The following is a 16,508-nucleotide window of genomic DNA, read 5'->3' on the forward strand; positions in this document are numbered from 1 at the left end:
AGCTGTTTTTTGCCGCCGCCGCGCTGCCATCTGACGACTATAGTGAAACTACCGCTGGGCATGCGGCCATCGCTGCCCCACGGGCTTCGGCAACATATCCATCAACCGTATCGGAGACCGGCATGACCATGACACTCAGCTCCACCGCTTTCGCCCAGGATGGTGAAATCCCACGTCGCTACACCTGTGAAGGCCAGGACCTGTCGCCGCCGCTGCAGTGGAACGATGTTCCCTCCAACGCCAAAAGCCTGCTGTTGATTGTCGACGACCCCGATGCCCCCGACCCCGCCGCACCCAAGATGACCTGGGCGCACTGGCTGCTGTACAACCTGCCGCCGGAGACCGAGGAGCTGCCGGAGGCGGTAACCGAAGACCTGCTGCCAGACGGTGCCGGCCAGGGGCTGAACGACTGGCAACGGGTCGGCTATGGCGGTCCCTGTCCGCCAATCGGCCGCCACCGCTACTTCTTCAAGCTCTACGCGTTGGACAAAGTGCTGGATGGACTGGACGACGCGCCCAACAAGGCGCAGCTGGAAGCCGCCATGCGGATACACGTGATCGCCGAAGCGGAACTGGTCGGCACTTACCAGAAATCAGGCTGAGCCAATCATCGGGTGGAAAGCCTTGTAGGGTGGGCACGTTTTTTGTGCCCACGCCGCTTGTTCGCCTGATGTATCTAATCCGCGAAGAACCTAAAAAACTCACCAGGCCAGGCTGCGTTCGCTGCGATATTCGCGAAGCTGGCCGGTCAGCGGATCGACGAAGCTGATATTTCGGGCGAGCAACTGCAGCGGCCGGCTGTAATCGTCCGGCGTTTTCGGCTGCAGCTCCGGATAGTAGCGCTCGTTCAGCAACGGCATGCCGAGTCCGCTCATATGCACCCGAAGCTGATGGGTCTTGCCGGTCAACGGACTGAGTTCGAACAGCCCCCGCCCATCACGTTCCTCGACACAGCGGATCTCCGAGCGGGCATTCACCTCGCCGTCAACCACCTGCATCCGAAAACGCGGCGAGCCGGTCACCATCCGGTTAGCCACCGTCCAGCGATAGCCGGCCCGCACCCCATCGGCCAACTTCGCCACCGCCCGGTAGCCTTTTTTCACCTTGCCATCGGCAAACAGCCGCTGGTAGAGACCACGACTGTCCGGATCGACCGAGAACAGCACCAGCCCGGCGGTCTCCCGGTCGATTCGGTGGATCGGCGCCAGGCTGTCGATGCCGGTGCGGCGGCGCAGTCGGTTCAACAGGCACTCCTGCACATAGATACCGCGCGGCACCACCGGCAGGAAATGCGGCTTGCAGGCCACCAGCAGTTGATCGTCCCGGTGCAGAATCCGCTCCTCGAACGGGATCTGCGGCTCCTGCGCCACCTCGCGGTAATAGAAGATCCGCTGCTGCGGCGCGAACAGCGAGTCCGGCCCGATTGCCGTGCCATCCGCCCAGTGCACCTTGCCCTCAGCCATCCTCTGCTGCCAGAGTTCGACCGGGATATGGGGGAACTTGCACACCAGGAAATCGAGTACGGTCAGGCAACCGGCCGGCTCGGCCGGCATGCTGACCACGGAAGGGTTCGGGGCGATCGCCATTGTTGAGATACTCATGGGATAAAGCTTGATCAGAAGGCGCGCATCATAACAGCTGACCGACAGCGGCCAAGCACACACGACCTGAAAAGCGCCGATCGGATCGGCTATACTCGCCGCTATGCGCCTTATCCTTACCCTGTTACTGCTGCTGGCCACGCCCTGGAGCCAGGCCGAAACGCCTGAGCCGGACCCGCAACTTCGGGCCGCGTTGAAACACGCCTTCGCCCAGGCCGACAGCTTCGACGACCGCTTTATCGCCGAAGTCTGGCTGACCGATATGTCCGGCCGGATCGCCGGCTACCTGCCGGACCCGATTGAGCGGATCAAGGTGCTCAAGGCGATCCACGCCGAGGCCAAACGCCAGCAACTGCCGATCTCGCTGGTGATGGGACTGATCCATACCGAAAGTCTGTTCGACCGCTTCGCGGTATCGCGGGTCGGCGCTCAGGGACTGATGCAGCTGATGCCGTTCTGGAAGAACGAGATCGGCCGTCCCGACGACAACCTGACCAACATCCATACCAACCTGCGCTACGGCTGCACCATCCTGAAGGTCTACCTCGACCGCGCCGGCGGCGACCTGACCGAAGCACTGGCACGCTACAACGGCTCCTACGGCAAGGTCTGGTACCCGGAAAAGGTCTACCGCAACCAGCAACGCTACCGCGACTGATTTGTTTTTTCACATTCGCCCAGCTGCGACCCTGCACGCCAAGCACAACCTGCAGGGCGTTATCCGGGACGCCAACACTAAGTAAAACGTGTAAGAACGGCTTCAGTCGCGACCCTCGACGGTTCTTTTAAAGACCGTGGCCTGCTACAGAGCAGACCTGTAGGGTTGGCTCCGGCCGGGTAGGTTTTGCCGACCAGGAGCCCGCAGGGCTGCCAATCGATGATCATTGCCCTCAGCCTCAACCACGCTCCGGCAAGCCATCGATACCGTACAGGATCAATTCTCCTCCTGCGCCAACAGCGTCTCGATCGCCGCCAGCATCGTTTCCGGCTGCCGGTAATCCACCCGGATCGGCACCGCCCGCTGGCCAACCACCAGCACCAGCGACGGAAATCCCTGTACCTCCAAACGGTCGGCCAGCGCCATCTGCCGCTCCAACTCATCCTGGGTCGCCGGATCGTTCAGATCGGCCCGAAACCGCTCGACATCCAATGCCAGTTCTTCGGCCAACTGGCACAGCGTCTCCGGCTCCGACGGATTCAGCGCCCGCGTATAGTAAGCCCGCTGGATCGCCCCGGTCATCGCCTCGCCCTGCTGCTGGTGCTGCGCCGCGATCACCGCCCGACAGGCCTTCCAGGTATCGCGCCTCGGCTGGCACTGACGCCAGAAATCGAAATTAAACTCGGTACCGAGCATCTGCTCGATCCGCCGCCAGGTCTGCTGCAGGTACTGCTGCATCTCCACCGGCATCGGCGCATCGCTGTCCGGCGCCAGGCCGCCCAACAGCGGCACCACCTCGACCTGCGCCGGCAACCGCTCACGCAGCTCTTCCCAGCCCGGCTTGAACCCCCAGCACCAACTGCACATCGGATCATGCACGTAATACAACCTGGCCGACATCACATCTACTCCCATCCACGACTACCAAGTGCATATGCGACCCGATTATTGAGTGGAAGTTCAGCCGCTAACCACTATAAACCGACAGGACTAAATCAAGGGAAGGAGGGGGGCATCGAGCAAGGGAAGGCAGCCGATCAGCAACCACAGCAGATAAAAAAGCCGCCGATCTAAGCCCAATTAGCAGTTATGAAACGAGGGATGGAAAGAAACCCTGCGGAAATAGTTAACGGACTTCGAAGCCATCTACCTCTTCCATCTGATCGACCAGTTCAGACTGCACCTCGGCCACGGTCGCCAGCGGCGGCCCCTGGTTCAGCCAGGCTTCCACCTGGCGCACGCCGCGCTCGTCGCCCTGCAGCAGGGCTTCGACGCGGCCGTCGGGTAGGTTGCGGACCCAACCGGTCAAGCCGTGCTGTTCGGCCTGTTCCTTGGTCGACTGGCGGAACCAGACGCCCTGCACCCGGCCGGTGATAAACGCGTGTATGCAGATCTGTGCCATCGGTCTCTCCTCGGAATCAGTTACCTTTTTGCTGAGTAACGACCTGCTCGTCGGCCGGCGCGTTGTCTGCCTCAGAAAATAACTGCTGCAGCGAAATATTCAACTGCGCCTTTCGGCTATGCTCGACGGCATTCAGCCGCTGGTTGAGCTGCCGCTGCCAGCCGCCCAAGGCGGCCACGTCGTCACCCGGCGGCAGCGGCCAGGGCAGCAGCTCGCACAGCTCGGCCACCGACAGCGTATCCAGGTCGCGGCACAGCAGGTACTCGCCCTGCTCGCTGCGGCGGATCAACGAGGCACCCAGCAGCAGCTGCTGGTAGCTGTCCCAGCGCGACTGATCCAGCCCGGCCACCTGGCGCAGCAGTGTCCGGTCCGACAGGGTCTCGCCCCGCTGCTGGCCGCACCAGAGCCGGTACAGCACCGCCATCAGGGTATGCAGATGGTCGACCTTGCGGCCCCGCTCGCTGCGGCGGTAGACGCTCAGCGCACGGGTCAGTTCGGCGCCGAGCAGGATCAGCGTCCAGGTGATAAAGATCCAGGCCAGGAACAGCGGTACCGCGGCAAAGGCGCCGTAGATCAGTTCATAGGAGGGGAACTGGGTGACGAACAGCGCAAAGCCGCGCTTGGCGGTCTCGAACAGCAGGGCCACCACCACCCCGCCGATCAGCGCATGCTTCAGCGGCACCCGGCAGTTCGGTACTGCCGCATAGAGCAGCGTAAAGGCCGCCGCCGACAGCAGCATCGGCAGCAACGACAGCAACCGCGCCCGGCCGACCAGGTCGGTGGCGGTGCTGATCACCGATATGGAGGCGATGTAGGAGGTCAGCAGCAGGCCGACGCCGATCAGGATCGGCCCGAGGCTGAGGATCGCCCAGTAGATCAGGAAGCTAGACAGCCCCTTGCGCGCCTCGCTGACCCGCCAGATCCGGTTAAAGGCCGACTCGATATTGCGCATCATCATGATCGCGGTGACCAGCAGAAAGGCGACCCCCACCCCGGTCAGCTTGCGCGCCTGGCTGGCGAAATCACGCATGTATTCCTGTACCACCGCGCCGGTGGCCGGTACGAAGTTGTCGAAGATCCAGCCCTGCAGCTGCTCACCAACCCCCTGGAAGCTGGGTACCGCCGCCAGCATCGCGTAGCTGACGGTCATCAGCGGCACCACCGCGAACAGGGTGGTATAGGTCAGCGCCGAGGCGTTCAAAATCCCCTGGTTGGCGATAAACTGGCGAAACAGGTAACCGACGAAGCGGACCGGGTGACTCTGGAGTACATCTCGCATGGCAGATCCTTCTTTACTAACCACCGCACTAACCACCACCTTGCCGGCCTTTGTGGCGACCGGCAAGGCGTATACAATAGCCGCACATCTCAGAATTTAGAATCGATGAGCGCCGGCGCTTCTCTGCAGCTTAGCCGATGCGGTGCGCAACATCCGCGCCCGGCCGTACAACCCAACAACCGATCGACAGGACCACGTCATGAGCCAAGTCACCATCTACCATAACCCGCGCTGCTCCAAATCCCGCCAGACCCTGCAGCTGCTGGAAGAGCGCGGCATCGAGCCGGCCATCGTCAAGTACCTGGAGACCCCGCCGAGCGCCGACGAGCTGAAACAGGTGCTGGCGATGCTGGGCATCAACGCCCGTGATCTGCTGCGCACCAAGGAAGAGGAGTACCAGCAGGCCGGCCTGGACGACCAGAGCCTGAGCGAAGACCAGGTGATCGCCAAGATGGTCGAATTCCCGCGCCTGATCGAGCGGCCGATCGTGATCAACGGCGACCAGGCCCGCATCGGCCGTCCGCCGGAGTCGGTGCTGGAGATCCTCTGAGACCGTTACTCCCTAGACTTGTTGTAAATCAGCCATAAAGAAAATCGCATGAGCACAACGCCCTATATCCTGGTGCTGTATTACAGCCGCCACGGCGCCACCGCCGAAATGGCCCGCCAGATCGCCCGCGGCGCCGAGCAGGCCGGCATCGAGGCCCGCTTGCGCACAGTGCCAGCGGTCTCCGCCGACTGCGAAGCGGTGGCCGACAGCATCCCGGCCGAAGGCGCGCTCTACTGCAGCGAGCAGGACCTGGCCGGTTGTGCCGGCCTGGCGCTGGGTAGCCCGACCCGCTTCGGCAATATGGCGGCGCCGCTGAAGTACTTTATCGACAGCACCAGCTCGCTCTGGCTGTCCGGCGCGCTGATCGACAAGCCGGCCTGCGTGTTCAGCTCCAGCTCCAGCCTGCACGGCGGCCAGGAGTCGACACTGCTGAGCATGATGCTGCCGCTGCTGCACCACGGCATGGTGTTGGCCGGCCTGCCTTACTCGCAGACCGAGCTGCTCAGCACCGAGAGCGGCGGCACCCCGTACGGCCCGACCCACCTGGCCGGCCGCGACAGCGACCGGGCGCTGGACGACCACGAAATCAAACTCTGCCAGGCACAGGGCAAACGGCTCGGCCGCCTGGCACTGCAACTGCTGGACAATCGATGACCCTCGAAAGCAAAGTCACCCTGACCCGCTCGCTGACCCTGCTGAGCTACTTCGGCCTGCTGGCCCTGTTCCTGGCCTGGTACCTGGTGCTGGCGCCGGTGCCGGGCGCCAACCCATGGATCATCGTGCTGGTACAGAGTTCGCTGCTGCTGGCGTTCCTGCCGACGGTGATCAAAGGCGTACCGCGCGGCCACGCCTGGCTCTGCTTCGTACTGCTGCTGTACTTCGTACAGGCGGTGCTGGCTGCCAGCAACCCGGCCACCCAGGGGCTGGGGCTGGCCTTCTGCGGCCTGGTCGGCGTGCTGTTCAGCGCCGCCATGTACTACGCCCGCTGGAAAAGCCGGCTGATCAAGGCTCTGGCCAACAATGGTTGACCTGCGCAAGCTTCGCGCCGAGTTCCCGCTGCTCAATCGGCGGGTCAACGGCCAGCGGCTGATCTATCTGGACAACGCCGCCACCGCCCAGAAACCCCGGGAGGTGATCGAGGCGGTCAACCGTTTCTACCGCCAACACAACGCCAACGTCCACCGCGCCTCGCACGCCCTGAGCAGCGAGGCAACGGCGCTGTTCGAGCAGGCCCGCGACAGCGTGGCACGCTTTCTGAACGCGCCGGACAGCCGCGAGATCGTCTGGACCCGCGGCACCACCGAGGCGATCAACCTGGTTGCCCAGAGCTATGGCCGCAGCCGGTTGCAGCCGGGTGACGAGATCCTGCTGACCGAGCTGGAACACCACGCCAACATCGTGCCCTGGCAACTGCTGGCCGAGCAGACCGGTGCCACCATCCGGGTGGTGCCGATCCGCGACAACGGCGAGCTGGACCTGGCACGGTTCCGGGCATTGCTGAACGAGCGTACCCGCATCCTGGCGGTCGGCCACGCCTCCAACGCTCTGGGGACAATCAACCCGGTAGCCGAGATGATCCGCGCCGCCAAGTCGGTCGGCGCGGTCACCCTGGTGGACGGCGCCCAGAGTGCGGCCCACCTGCCGATCGACGTGCAGGCGCTGGGTTGCGATTTCTTCGCCTTCTCCGGCCACAAGGCGTTCGGCCCGACCGGCATCGGCGCGCTCTGGGGCCGGCTGGAGCTGCTCGAGCAGATGCCCCCCTGGCAGGGCGGCGGCGAGATGATCGAGCGGGTCAGCTTCAGCGGCACAAGTTACAACCGGGTGCCGTTCCGGTTCGAAGCCGGTACGCCCAATATTGCCGGCGCCATCGGCCTGGCCGCGGCGCTGGATTACCTGAGCGCGCAGGACCGCCCCGCCCTGCTGGCGCACGAACAGCAACTGCTGCAACGCTGTCTTGAACAGTGCAGCCAGATCAACGGCTTCCGGCCGATCGGCCAGCCCGCCGAGCGGGTCAGCCTGCTGTCGTTCCAGCTCGACGGCCTGCACCAGCAGGATGTCGGCCTGCTGCTCGACCAGCAGGGGATCGCCATCCGCACCGGCCACCACTGCGCGATGCCGCTAATGGAGCGGCTCGGCCTGCCCGGCACCCTGCGCGCCTCGTTCGCGTTCTACAACAGCCAGGAGGAGGTCGACCGCTTCGCCGAAGCGTTGCAGCAGATCGTCGACAGCCAGCACGAGACCGTCGCCGTCTGCCCGGCCGACCCGTTTACCGAGATGCCCTACGGCCATCAGGTAGACGCCGAGCAACTGCGCCAGCAGCTGCTGGCCAAACGCGACTGGAACAGCCGCTACCGTGAGATCATGCTGCTCGGCCGCGACCTGCCGGCACTGCCGGACCACCTGAAGAGCGACGATCACCGGCTGCACGGCTGCGAAAGCCAGGCCTGGCTGGTCAGCCGGGTCAATGACGCCGGCCGGCTGGAGTTCCTGGCCGACTCCGACGCGCGCATCATCCGCGGGCTGATCGCCATCGTATTGGCGGCACTGAACAACCGCAGCGCCGAGCAGGTGCTGGCGTTCGATATCGACCGGTATTTCGCCGAGCTGGACCTGCTGCGCCACCTCAGCCCGTCGCGCGGCAACGGCCTGCGCGCACTGGTCGAGCAGATCCACCGGTTCGCCCGCCAACAGTGATTCTTTACCAATTCATTTTCCGACCAACTTATTTGAAAAACGACGGATTACCATGAGCAACTTTACCGACGTCTCCTTCCTGAATACCGTGTTCGGCAACCAGAAAGGAGATCCGAGCCAGCCGGACTGGCAGAAAGCCGCCAAGCAGCTGCAGCTGATCCAGGAAGAGATGGCCGAGCTGGTCGAGGGGATCGACACCCACAACCTGGCCGAAGTGCGCGACGCCATCGCCGACGTGCTGGTCACCACCTACGGCATGGCGCATATCCTCGGCATCGACGCCGACCGCGACATGGCGGCGGTGCAGCAGAGCAACCTGTCCAAATTGTGCAAGACCGAGCAGGAGATCGAAGACACCCTGGCGTTCTACCGCCAGGAGAAGGGGCTGGAGGTTTACGCCGGCGGCGAACTGCCGGAAGCCTACGTCAAGTCCGCCAAGGACCAGGAAGGCAAGGACGGCAAGTTCTACCCGGCCCACAAGTTCCTGAAGAACATCAACTGGCACGAGCCGGTGCTGGATTGATTGTTTTCGATTCTCAAGCCCTTTTGTCTCGAAGGGCTTGAGAAGGCGCCGTTATAGGAGGGGCTTCAGCCGCGACCTTGCACGGCGCTCAGATGACTCCCCCGTTGCCCGCGATACCCAAGCGGGTTGCGGTCCACAGAACTCGGTAGCAGCGGGCTTGGCATGCCCATTGGGTACTGACCGCGACGGGGTTGGCCTGGTCCGATGGGTGTCGCCCTCGGAGCGGGCTGCTACGCCCCTGGTCCCTCCGCCGCAAGACCCCGCACCTCATTTGCCGACAAAACCTTATTTGAATACCCCCACCCAAAGCGCAACAATATGGAATAAATGCAATAACCTGTTGCGATTTTCTGAATAATTCGGATGATAGTCAGCTTCCCCGTCACCTGCGGAGTCCTGTATGAACCTGAATGACCTGCGCCTGTTCATCCGGGTGGTCGAAACCAGTAGCTTTACCGCTGCCGCTGACAGCCTCGGCCTGCAAAAATCCACTATCAGCCGTCGTATCGCCCAGCTGGAGGACAGCCTTGGCGTACGCCTGCTGCAGCGTTCGACCCGCAAACTGCAGCTGACCGACGAGGGGATGGAGCTGTACAACCGTTGCCGGCCGCTGATCGACGAACTGGAGCAAACCCAGGAGCAGGTCGCCGCCACCAATGCCGAACCGCGTGGCCGCTTGAAACTGACCATGCCGCCGGAGCTGGGCGTGTTCATCATGAACGGTGTGGTCGGCAGCTTCCTGAAGCGCTTCCCGAAGGTGGAGGTCGACGTCGAGCTGAGCACCCGGCTGGTCGACCTGATCGAAGACGGCATCGACCTGGCGATCCGGGTCGGCAAACTGACCGATTCCACGCTGGTCGCCCGCAAGCTGGCCGAGCTGGATATGGGCTTGTACGCCTCGCCCGCCTACCTGGCCAGCCACGGCGTGCCTAAGACACCGGATGATCTGGCCGAGCACAACTGCATGACCGTGCACCGCACCGCCAACACCTGGCAGTTCGAGACCTGGCGCGACGGTGAGCCGGTGCCGGTACAGGGCCGGCTGCATGCCAACAGCATCAACTTCCTGCGCGAGATTCTGCTGCAGGATATGGGGATCGCCCGAATGCCGCGCCAGTACTGCGCCGAGATGGTCGAACAGGGACTGCTGCAGCCGGTGCTGGAGGCTTACCATCTGCCGCCGATCGAGATCCACGCGCTCTATCCGAGTCGACGCCACCTGAACCCGCGCGTCCGGCTGTTTATCGACCATATGCTGGAATCGCTGGCCGGCCACCCCTGGATCAAGGCCAGCAACCCCTGATTTCTTCTCTGCTTCCGGGCGCTCTGCTATGCTGGGCGCCCCTGTAAACACTGTGACATGACAACCGTCGGAAGGCGCTGACCACCATGAGCAAATACTGGAGCGAAGCCATCAAGGAGCTCACCCCCTACGTACCGGGTGAACAGCCGAAGGTGGACAACCTCGTCAAGCTGAACACCAACGAGAACCCTTACCCGCCTGCACCCGGCGCGATCAAGGCACTGCGGGAGTTCCCGATGGAGCGGCTGCGGCTCTACTCAGACCCGGATTCCAGCGCCCTGAAACAGGCATTGGCCGACTACTACGGCGTCGAGCGCAACCGGGTATTCGTCGGCAACGGTTCCGACGAGGTACTGGCGCTGACCTTCATGGCGTTCTTCCGCCAGCCCGAGCCACTGCTGATGCCGGAGACCACCTACAGCTTTTACGACGTCTACTGCAAGCTGTACGACATCGACTACCAGCTGTTGCCGCTGCGTGACGACTTCAGCATCGACCTGAACGACTACCGGCAGCCGAACGGCGGCATCATCTTCGCCAACCCGAACGCGCCGACCGGCCGCGCCCTGCCGCTGGCCGAGATCGAAGCCCTGCTGGAGCGCAACCGCGATTCGCTGGTGGTGGTCGACGAAGCCTATGTCGATTTCGGCGCCGACAGCGCCATCGAACTGAGCCGCCGTTACGACAACGTGCTGGTGATCCAGACCTTCTCCAAGTCCCGCTCGCTGGCCGGCTTGCGGGTTGGCTTCGCGATTGGTCATCCGGAACTGATCGACGGCCTGGAACGGGTCAAAAACAGCTTCAACTCCTATCCGCTGGATATGCTGGCGATCGCCGGCAGCGTGGCGGCGCTGGAGGACGAGGCGTACTTCCAGCAGACCACCCGGGCGATCATCGACACCCGCGAATGGACCGCCAGCCAGCTGGAAAAAATGGGCTTCAAGGTGGTGCCGTCCAAGACCAACTTCCTGTTCGCCGCGCACCGCTATATCGAGGGCGCCGAACTGATGGGCTACCTGCGCAGCAAGAACGTGCTGGTGCGCCACTTCAGCAAGCCGGGCATCGACAACCACCTGCGCATCAGCATCGGCACCCCCGAGGAGATGCAGCTGCTGATCGACACCCTCAAGCAGCACCCGGATATGGTGGTACTGGACGACTGAGCCGGTCGTCCGCTTTTCGGATCCCCCCTCTTGCCGACTAGCGCCGGTGGCGGTAGTCGGCAGTCAATTTAGGCCGACCTCGGCGAAAACTCGCATCGCAGGTTGACCGACCGATAGCTGAAGGCTCTCTGCTCTCTTTGCGACAGGCGCCATCAACATTGCGCGCTACTTCAGCGCACCACCGCATCAGCGGCGATCTTGGACACCTCCCCGGCCAGCATCTACCTTGAATGGGACTGACGCCAATCGAACCGCCTAATCGCAAGAGGGCCATCCGATGACCAAGACGGTAACCGGCACCTATGAGTCCGCCGACCAGATCAAGAATGCCCGGGACGATCTGATCGTCACCGGCATACCGCAAGAGCAAATCTTCGTCGATGAGGACAACCTGCAGATCAAAGTGATGATCGCCGATGCAACCGAGCCGGAGATCGAAGAGATTCTCAAACGGCACAATGCCAGTTCGACGACGGTGACGACGCGCTAATAGATCGCTAACTGGCAAGATTCAGGATTGTTCAGCTCCGTCGGAATCTTCACCATCGCGGTTCGCTTTGTGCGTCCTTTGGCTGGTTCGAGCGATAGCAGCCGCCCGCCACGGGCCACTTATCTGTTAACTCAAAACTGTTAACTTACAACTCTAGAAAATCAATCGCGGCAATACTGCCCCGGCGGGCTGCCCAGCGTCTTGCGAAACATCGCCACGAAGGCACTGGGGCTGCGGTAGCCCAACGCCAGCGCCACCTCGGTGACCGGCTCGCCGCGCGCCAAGCGGTTGACCGCCTCCTGCAGCCGCAGTTGCTTACGCCATTCGCTGAATTTCATGCCGGTCTCGCGTTGAAACAGCCGCGCCAGGGTACGGCCACTGGCGCCCACCTCGGTGGCCCACTCATCCAGGCCCTTCTCCGAATCGGGCTGGCGCATCAGGCCATCCATCACCCGCCGAACCCGGCGATCCTGCGCCAACGGCAGGTACAGCAGCGACGGCTGAAGCGCGCCGAGCTCATCGAGAAAGACCGCCACCAGCCGTTGCTCCGGGCCATCAGCCGGATACAGGCGGCCAAACCGGCTGACCCGCAAAATCAGTTCACGCAGCAGCGACGACACCTCCAGCACGCTGCACTGCCCAGGCAACCGGGCCGCCGCAGTCGGGTCGATATGCAGGTGACGGACCGTGCAATCGGTCTCGGCTGTCACCTGGTGCCGGATGCCGCCGGGTATCCAAACCGCCTGGCTGGGCGGAACCACCCAGGTGCCCTGATCGGTGGTCACGCGCAGCACCCCTTCCGAGGCGTACGCCAGCTGCCCCCGCGGGTGGCTGTGCGGGATCACCTCCAGGCCGCTTTGCATTGCCCGTTCCAGGCCAATTACCGGCCGCAGTGGATCGACCAGGTCGCCACCGCCGGACGGGGGCCGAGTTGTCACTTTCTCATCAATCATTGTCATTTTGTCGCCTTACGCACTAAGCGCATTATTGCCACAATCAGCCTTGTACGCATAGCCCAAACGGACCAGATTCCATGCTTGTTACCACTCGACACCAGCTGACCCGCCATCCCGCCAGGCTGATCGCCGGCCTTATTCTGCTGCTGGCGCTGCTGCTGGCGCTGTTTCCACCGGCGCTGATGACAGTTACTCAGGCACAGACAGCGGCACTGGTATTGGCCGCACTGGGTCTCTGGGCCACCTCGGTGATTCCAGAACACCTGACTGCATTGTTGCTGTTTCTCGGCGCCATGTTGCTGTCACTGGCACCGGCCGAAGTGGTGTTTTCCGGCTTCTACTCGGCCGCCACCTGGATGATCTTCGCCGGCTTCGTAATCGGCATGGCGTTCAAGAGTACCGGCCTGGGCCAGCGGCTGGCCGATCATCTGACGATCTTCGCCGGCAGCTATCCGCTGCTGATCGGCGGCATCATGCTGAGCTCCACCGCGCTCGGCTTCCTGATGCCATCGTCGATGGGCCGGGTGGTATTGATGGTGCCGATCGTCATGGCGCTGGCGGAACGCTGCGGCTTCCGGATCGGCTCCAACGGCCATACCGGCCTGGCGCTGGCGGTGGCGTTCGGCACCCATGTACCGACCTTCGCGGTGCTGCCGGCCAATGTGCCGAACATGGTGATGGCCGGCGCGGTGGAAACCATCTACGGATTGTCGTTCGGCTATGCCGAATACCTGCTGTTGCACTTCCCGGTATTGGGGCTGCTGAAGGGGCTACTGGTGACCTGGCTGATCATCAGGCTGTTCCCGGACAGCCCACGGCCAGCCGGTCGAGACGCCCAGCGCCGCCCGCTGCAGGCCAGCGAGCGTTACCTGCTGTTGCTGCTGCTGATCGCCCTGGCGCTGTGGATCAGCGACGGCCTGCACCATGTCTCGCCTGCCTGGGTGGCGCTCGGTGCCGCGGTAATCCTGCTGCTGCCGCGGCTCGGTCTGGTCGGCAACGAGCAGTTCCAACAGCAGTTCAGCTTCAGCACCCTGCTGTTCATCGCCGGCATCCTCGGTATGGGCACGCTGCTTAACCACAGCGGTCTCGGCGAGCTGCTCGCCGGCCAACTGGCCCAGCTGTTGCCACTGGAACCCGGCAACAGCGCCTTGAACTTCGCCTCGCTGTCGGCCACCGCCTTCCTGACCTCGCTGGCCACCGGTTTGCCGGGCGTGCCGGCGGTATTGACGCCGTTCGCCGGCCAACTGGCGGAAACCAGCGGGCTGCCACTGACCACAGTATTGATGACCCAGGTGATCGGCTTCTCCACCTTCCTGCTGCCCTACCAGTCCGGCCCCCTGCTGGTGGCATTGAAGATGTCCGGCATGCCGATGGCCCATGCGATCCGCTTCTGCGTGCTGCAGGCATTGCTGAGCATCGTGCTGCTGGTGCCGCTGGACTACGGCTGGTGGCGCCTGCTGGGCTGGCTCTGATAGACAACGGCAGATAAGGCTGAAAGCCGCGACAGTGCGTTGCGGTGACAGCCGCCCCGGCGGGCCTTAGAATCCGCTTTTTGACAGGTCTATATCTATCATGCCAATCGATGAATCCCGCAAAGGACTGCTGTATGCCCTGCTGGCGTATGGCCTGTGGGGCACCTTTCCAATCTACTTCAAATGGGTCAGCCATCTGCCGTCGCTGGAAGTACTGGGCCACCGGGTGGTCTGGGCGACCTTGTTCACCGCCCTGGTGATGACCCTGCTGGGCCAGTGGCGCCGCCGCCGTGAGCAATTACTGAACCGCCGCCTGTGGCTGACTCTGCTGATCTCGGCAATCCTGATCGCCGCCAACTGGGGGATCTATATCTATGCCGTCCAGATCAACCAGGTGTTGTCCGCCAGCCTCGGCTACTTCATGACGCCGCTGGTCAACGTAGTGATCGGGGTCGCGTTGCTCGGCGAGAAACTGGACCGTTTCCGGATGATGGCGGTGGTGCTGGCGGTGCTCGGGGTCGCCTATCAGGTGATCAGCCTCGGTCAGTTGCCATGGATCGCACTGTCGCTGGCAATACTGTTCGGCTTGTACAGCGCGGTACGTAAAAAAGCACCGGTCGATACCCTGACCGGTCTGCTGATGGAAACCCTGCTGCTGCTGCCACTGGCATTGGGCTATCTGGCGTTCATCGCCCAGCAGGGTGAGAGCCATTTCACAGCTGACGGCAACCCATCTCGTCTGATCCTGGTCGGTGTGCTGACCGCCCTGCCGCTGCTTGCCTTCGCCGCCGCAGCACAGCGGCTCAGCCTGATCGCGCTCGGTTTCCTGACCTACCTGGCCCCGTCGATCCAATTCCTGCTGGCGGTGGTGGTGTATGACGAACCGTTCGGCGGCGACCAGATGATCAGTTTCCTGCTGATCTGGGCCGGTCTGGCGGTATTCAGCGTCGGCGCCCTGCAACAGCAGCACCGCGCCCGGAAGCAGCGGCTGGCAGCGGCCGGATAGCTGTTTCGATAACGGCGTTGAGTACCACCGTTGTAACCAGCTAGGGCGCGTGGGCACAAAAAACGTGCCCACCCGACATGTCCGGGGAGCCACAAGCGGTCAGCACCGGTCTGATCAAGCCTTTTCAAAACGCCTGACGGCGTTTGGCCGGCCGGGTCCAGCCCTACAACAGTGCCTCCTGTAGGGCGCCACCCGGGGCGCCACGCCGCAGGGGGTCTAACGGTCGCGGCTGCAGTCCACATTCCAGGAAACAGCCACTTAAACACGGATAATCGCAAAAACAAAAAAGCGCCTGCCGGTTTCCCGGCAGGCGCTTTTTTTCAGAACTGATATTAAATCAGATCAAAGCTCGTCGCCTTCCACCCGGCTGCCGCCACTCTGCTTGGCGATCAGCAGGTTTTCATTGGCGCGCTTGATCAGCTGCTCGGCACCGTCTTCGACACCGGCCAGGGTGGCGGTGCCGATGCTGACCCGGAAACGGATATCGCCACTGGCGGTCGGCAGCTCCATCTCGTCAACCAGCTTGAGCACCCGGCGGCCCACCGCCAGCGACTGGTCGCGGTTGGTTTCCGGCAGGTAAAGGGCGAAGCGATCGTCGCCGATCCGGGCCAGGAAATCCGCGGTACGCTTCATCTTGTGGATCGCCGCCACCAGCTGCTGCAGCACCTGATCGCCGCTGTCCCAACCGTATTGCTCGTTCAAGCCGGTAAAGCCGTCGATATCGACCAGCAGCAGCGAACAGGGGAATTCGTAGCGCTGCGCCTGGGCAACGGCCTGATTCAATACCGGCACCAGGGCACGGCGGTTGTAAGCGCCGGTCAGCGGGTCACGCTGGGACTGGTGGCTGACCTTGTGCTCCAGCTGGCGCCGCAGGGTGACGTCCGCCAGTACGCAGACCACCTCTTTATCCTGTTTGCTGCAGTGGATACGGTACCAATGGGTGCTGTTGTAACCGTACTCCTTAAGCAGCGGTGCGCACTGCGGGGTGATCTGGATTTCGGTTTCGGCGACGCGGCCCTGCAGGCGGGTTTCCTTGCAGAGATTGGTCAGCAGTAACGTCAGTTCCTCACTGAAGATTTCAGCCAGGGCACGACCCTGTAAAGGAGCCTGCTTGACCCACTCGCTACCGCCGCCGCACACGGCCACCTTGTCGGCCGCATCGATAATCAGGACGGTATCGGTGATGGTGTTAAGAAGTGCGTTGAAACGTGCTTGCAACAGCTCGTGGCCGGACATCCAGTGTACCCCCGAATCATAAACTTCGATCAGTAGGGCACCTCGAAGAACCTGTTGCACGACGCCGGGCATCGTTTGCTGGTACTGAAGACGGTTTTTCAAGGCCCCCGGTATTCATGGCATCGGGCCTGCCGCTTGCGCGACAGGCCCGCCAGGGTTATGGGGCCAATGTTGG

The 16,508-nt window shown here is 62.9% G+C and carries 18 protein-coding genes; 12 read left to right on the top strand and 6 right to left on the bottom strand.

The window, feature by feature from the left end; translation table 11 throughout:
- Positions 1–122 precede the first annotated feature (122 nt).
- Positions 123–602 (top strand): YbhB/YbcL family Raf kinase inhibitor-like protein, encoded by a 480-nt coding sequence (locus K6T12_RS10870; protein ID WP_222222354.1) that lies wholly within the window; start codon positions 123–125, stop codon positions 600–602.
- 99 nt (positions 603–701) lie between these two features.
- On the opposite strand, the gene K6T12_RS10875 is transcribed toward K6T12_RS10870, so the two are convergent.
- Positions 702–1,601 (bottom strand): RluA family pseudouridine synthase, encoded by a 900-nt coding sequence (locus K6T12_RS10875; protein WP_255611670.1) that lies wholly within the window; start codon positions 1,599–1,601, stop codon positions 702–704.
- 103 nt (positions 1,602–1,704) lie between these two features.
- Here K6T12_RS10875 and K6T12_RS10880 point away from each other — a divergent pair, with 103 nt between their 5' ends.
- Positions 1,705–2,259 (top strand): lytic transglycosylase domain-containing protein, encoded by a 555-nt coding sequence (locus K6T12_RS10880; protein ID WP_222222356.1) that lies wholly within the window; start codon positions 1,705–1,707, stop codon positions 2,257–2,259.
- A 276-nt stretch (positions 2,260–2,535) separates the two neighbouring features.
- Here the strand turns inward: K6T12_RS10880 and K6T12_RS10885 are convergent, their stop codons facing one another.
- From K6T12_RS10885 to K6T12_RS10895, 3 genes are all read right to left on the bottom strand, one after another.
- Positions 2,536–3,159, bottom strand: coding sequence for a DsbA family protein (locus K6T12_RS10885; protein WP_222222358.1), 624 nt, complete (start codon positions 3,157–3,159; stop codon positions 2,536–2,538).
- 226 nt (positions 3,160–3,385) lie between these two features.
- On the bottom strand, positions 3,386–3,661 hold the full coding sequence (locus K6T12_RS10890) for an acylphosphatase (RefSeq protein WP_222222360.1): 276 nt from the start codon (positions 3,659–3,661) through the stop codon (positions 3,386–3,388).
- Positions 3,662–3,677: 16 nt separating this feature from the next.
- Positions 3,678–4,940 carry a virulence factor BrkB family protein gene (locus K6T12_RS10895; RefSeq protein WP_222222362.1) on the bottom strand — a complete coding sequence of 421 codons (1,263 nt, stop codon included), beginning with the start codon at positions 4,938–4,940 and terminating at the stop codon, positions 3,678–3,680.
- Positions 4,941–5,139: 199 nt separating this feature from the next.
- Here K6T12_RS10895 and arsC point away from each other — a divergent pair, with 199 nt between their 5' ends.
- The 8 genes from arsC (at position 5,140) to K6T12_RS10935 (ending at position 11,663) form a co-directional block, all read left to right on the top strand.
- Entirely contained in the window at positions 5,140–5,490 is a 351-nt protein-coding gene (gene arsC, locus K6T12_RS10900; RefSeq protein ID WP_222222364.1) for an arsenate reductase (glutaredoxin), read from the top strand.
- A 48-nt stretch (positions 5,491–5,538) separates the two neighbouring features.
- The gene (gene wrbA / locus K6T12_RS10905; protein ID WP_222222366.1) at positions 5,539–6,144 is read left to right on the top strand and encodes an NAD(P)H:quinone oxidoreductase; all 606 of its coding nucleotides are present in this window, start codon (positions 5,539–5,541) and stop codon (positions 6,142–6,144) included.
- The gene (locus K6T12_RS10910; protein ID WP_222222368.1) at positions 6,141–6,518 is read left to right on the top strand and encodes a DUF2069 domain-containing protein; all 378 of its coding nucleotides are present in this window, start codon (positions 6,141–6,143) and stop codon (positions 6,516–6,518) included. The genes wrbA and K6T12_RS10910 overlap by 4 nt, the downstream gene beginning before the upstream one ends.
- The gene (locus K6T12_RS10915; RefSeq protein ID WP_222222370.1) at positions 6,511–8,184 is read left to right on the top strand and encodes a SufS family cysteine desulfurase; all 1,674 of its coding nucleotides are present in this window, start codon (positions 6,511–6,513) and stop codon (positions 8,182–8,184) included. Before K6T12_RS10910 ends, K6T12_RS10915 begins: the two co-directional genes overlap by 8 nt.
- A 52-nt stretch (positions 8,185–8,236) precedes the next feature.
- Positions 8,237–8,707 (top strand): nucleoside triphosphate pyrophosphohydrolase family protein, encoded by a 471-nt coding sequence (locus K6T12_RS10920; protein WP_222222372.1) that lies wholly within the window; start codon positions 8,237–8,239, stop codon positions 8,705–8,707.
- A gap of 400 nt (positions 8,708–9,107) precedes the next feature.
- A complete protein-coding gene (locus K6T12_RS10925) occupies positions 9,108–10,010 on the top strand; it encodes a LysR family transcriptional regulator (RefSeq protein ID WP_222222374.1) in 903 nt (300 codons plus the stop codon).
- Between the two features lie 86 nt (positions 10,011–10,096).
- Complete coding sequence (hisC, locus tag K6T12_RS10930) at positions 10,097–11,173, top strand: histidinol-phosphate transaminase (RefSeq protein ID WP_222222376.1); 1,077 nt, start codon at positions 10,097–10,099, stop codon at positions 11,171–11,173.
- A 277-nt stretch (positions 11,174–11,450) separates the two neighbouring features.
- Complete coding sequence (locus K6T12_RS10935) at positions 11,451–11,663, top strand: hypothetical protein (protein ID WP_222222378.1); 213 nt, start codon at positions 11,451–11,453, stop codon at positions 11,661–11,663.
- Positions 11,664–11,824: 161 nt separating this feature from the next.
- On the opposite strand, the gene K6T12_RS10940 is transcribed toward K6T12_RS10935, so the two are convergent.
- Positions 11,825–12,622 (bottom strand): AraC family transcriptional regulator, encoded by a 798-nt coding sequence (locus K6T12_RS10940; protein WP_222222379.1) that lies wholly within the window; start codon positions 12,620–12,622, stop codon positions 11,825–11,827.
- A 74-nt stretch (positions 12,623–12,696) separates the two neighbouring features.
- Between K6T12_RS10940 and K6T12_RS10945 the strand changes: the two genes are divergently transcribed.
- Both K6T12_RS10945 and rarD read left to right on the top strand, forming a co-directional pair.
- Entirely contained in the window at positions 12,697–14,091 is a 1,395-nt protein-coding gene (locus K6T12_RS10945; RefSeq protein ID WP_222222381.1) for an SLC13 family permease, read from the top strand.
- Between the two features lie 100 nt (positions 14,092–14,191).
- Positions 14,192–15,097 carry an EamA family transporter RarD gene (rarD, locus tag K6T12_RS10950; RefSeq protein WP_222222383.1) on the top strand — a complete coding sequence of 302 codons (906 nt, stop codon included), beginning with the start codon at positions 14,192–14,194 and terminating at the stop codon, positions 15,095–15,097.
- Between the two features lie 342 nt (positions 15,098–15,439).
- Here the strand turns inward: rarD and K6T12_RS10955 are convergent, their stop codons facing one another.
- Positions 15,440–16,333 (bottom strand): GGDEF domain-containing protein, encoded by an 894-nt coding sequence (locus K6T12_RS10955; protein ID WP_222222385.1) that lies wholly within the window; start codon positions 16,331–16,333, stop codon positions 15,440–15,442.
- Positions 16,334–16,508 lie beyond the last annotated feature (175 nt).

Origin of the sequence: Marinobacterium arenosum (assembly GCF_019795155.1) — a bacterium.
In the GTDB taxonomy this organism is placed as follows: Bacteria; Pseudomonadota; Gammaproteobacteria; order Pseudomonadales; family Balneatricaceae; genus Marinobacterium_C; species Marinobacterium_C arenosum.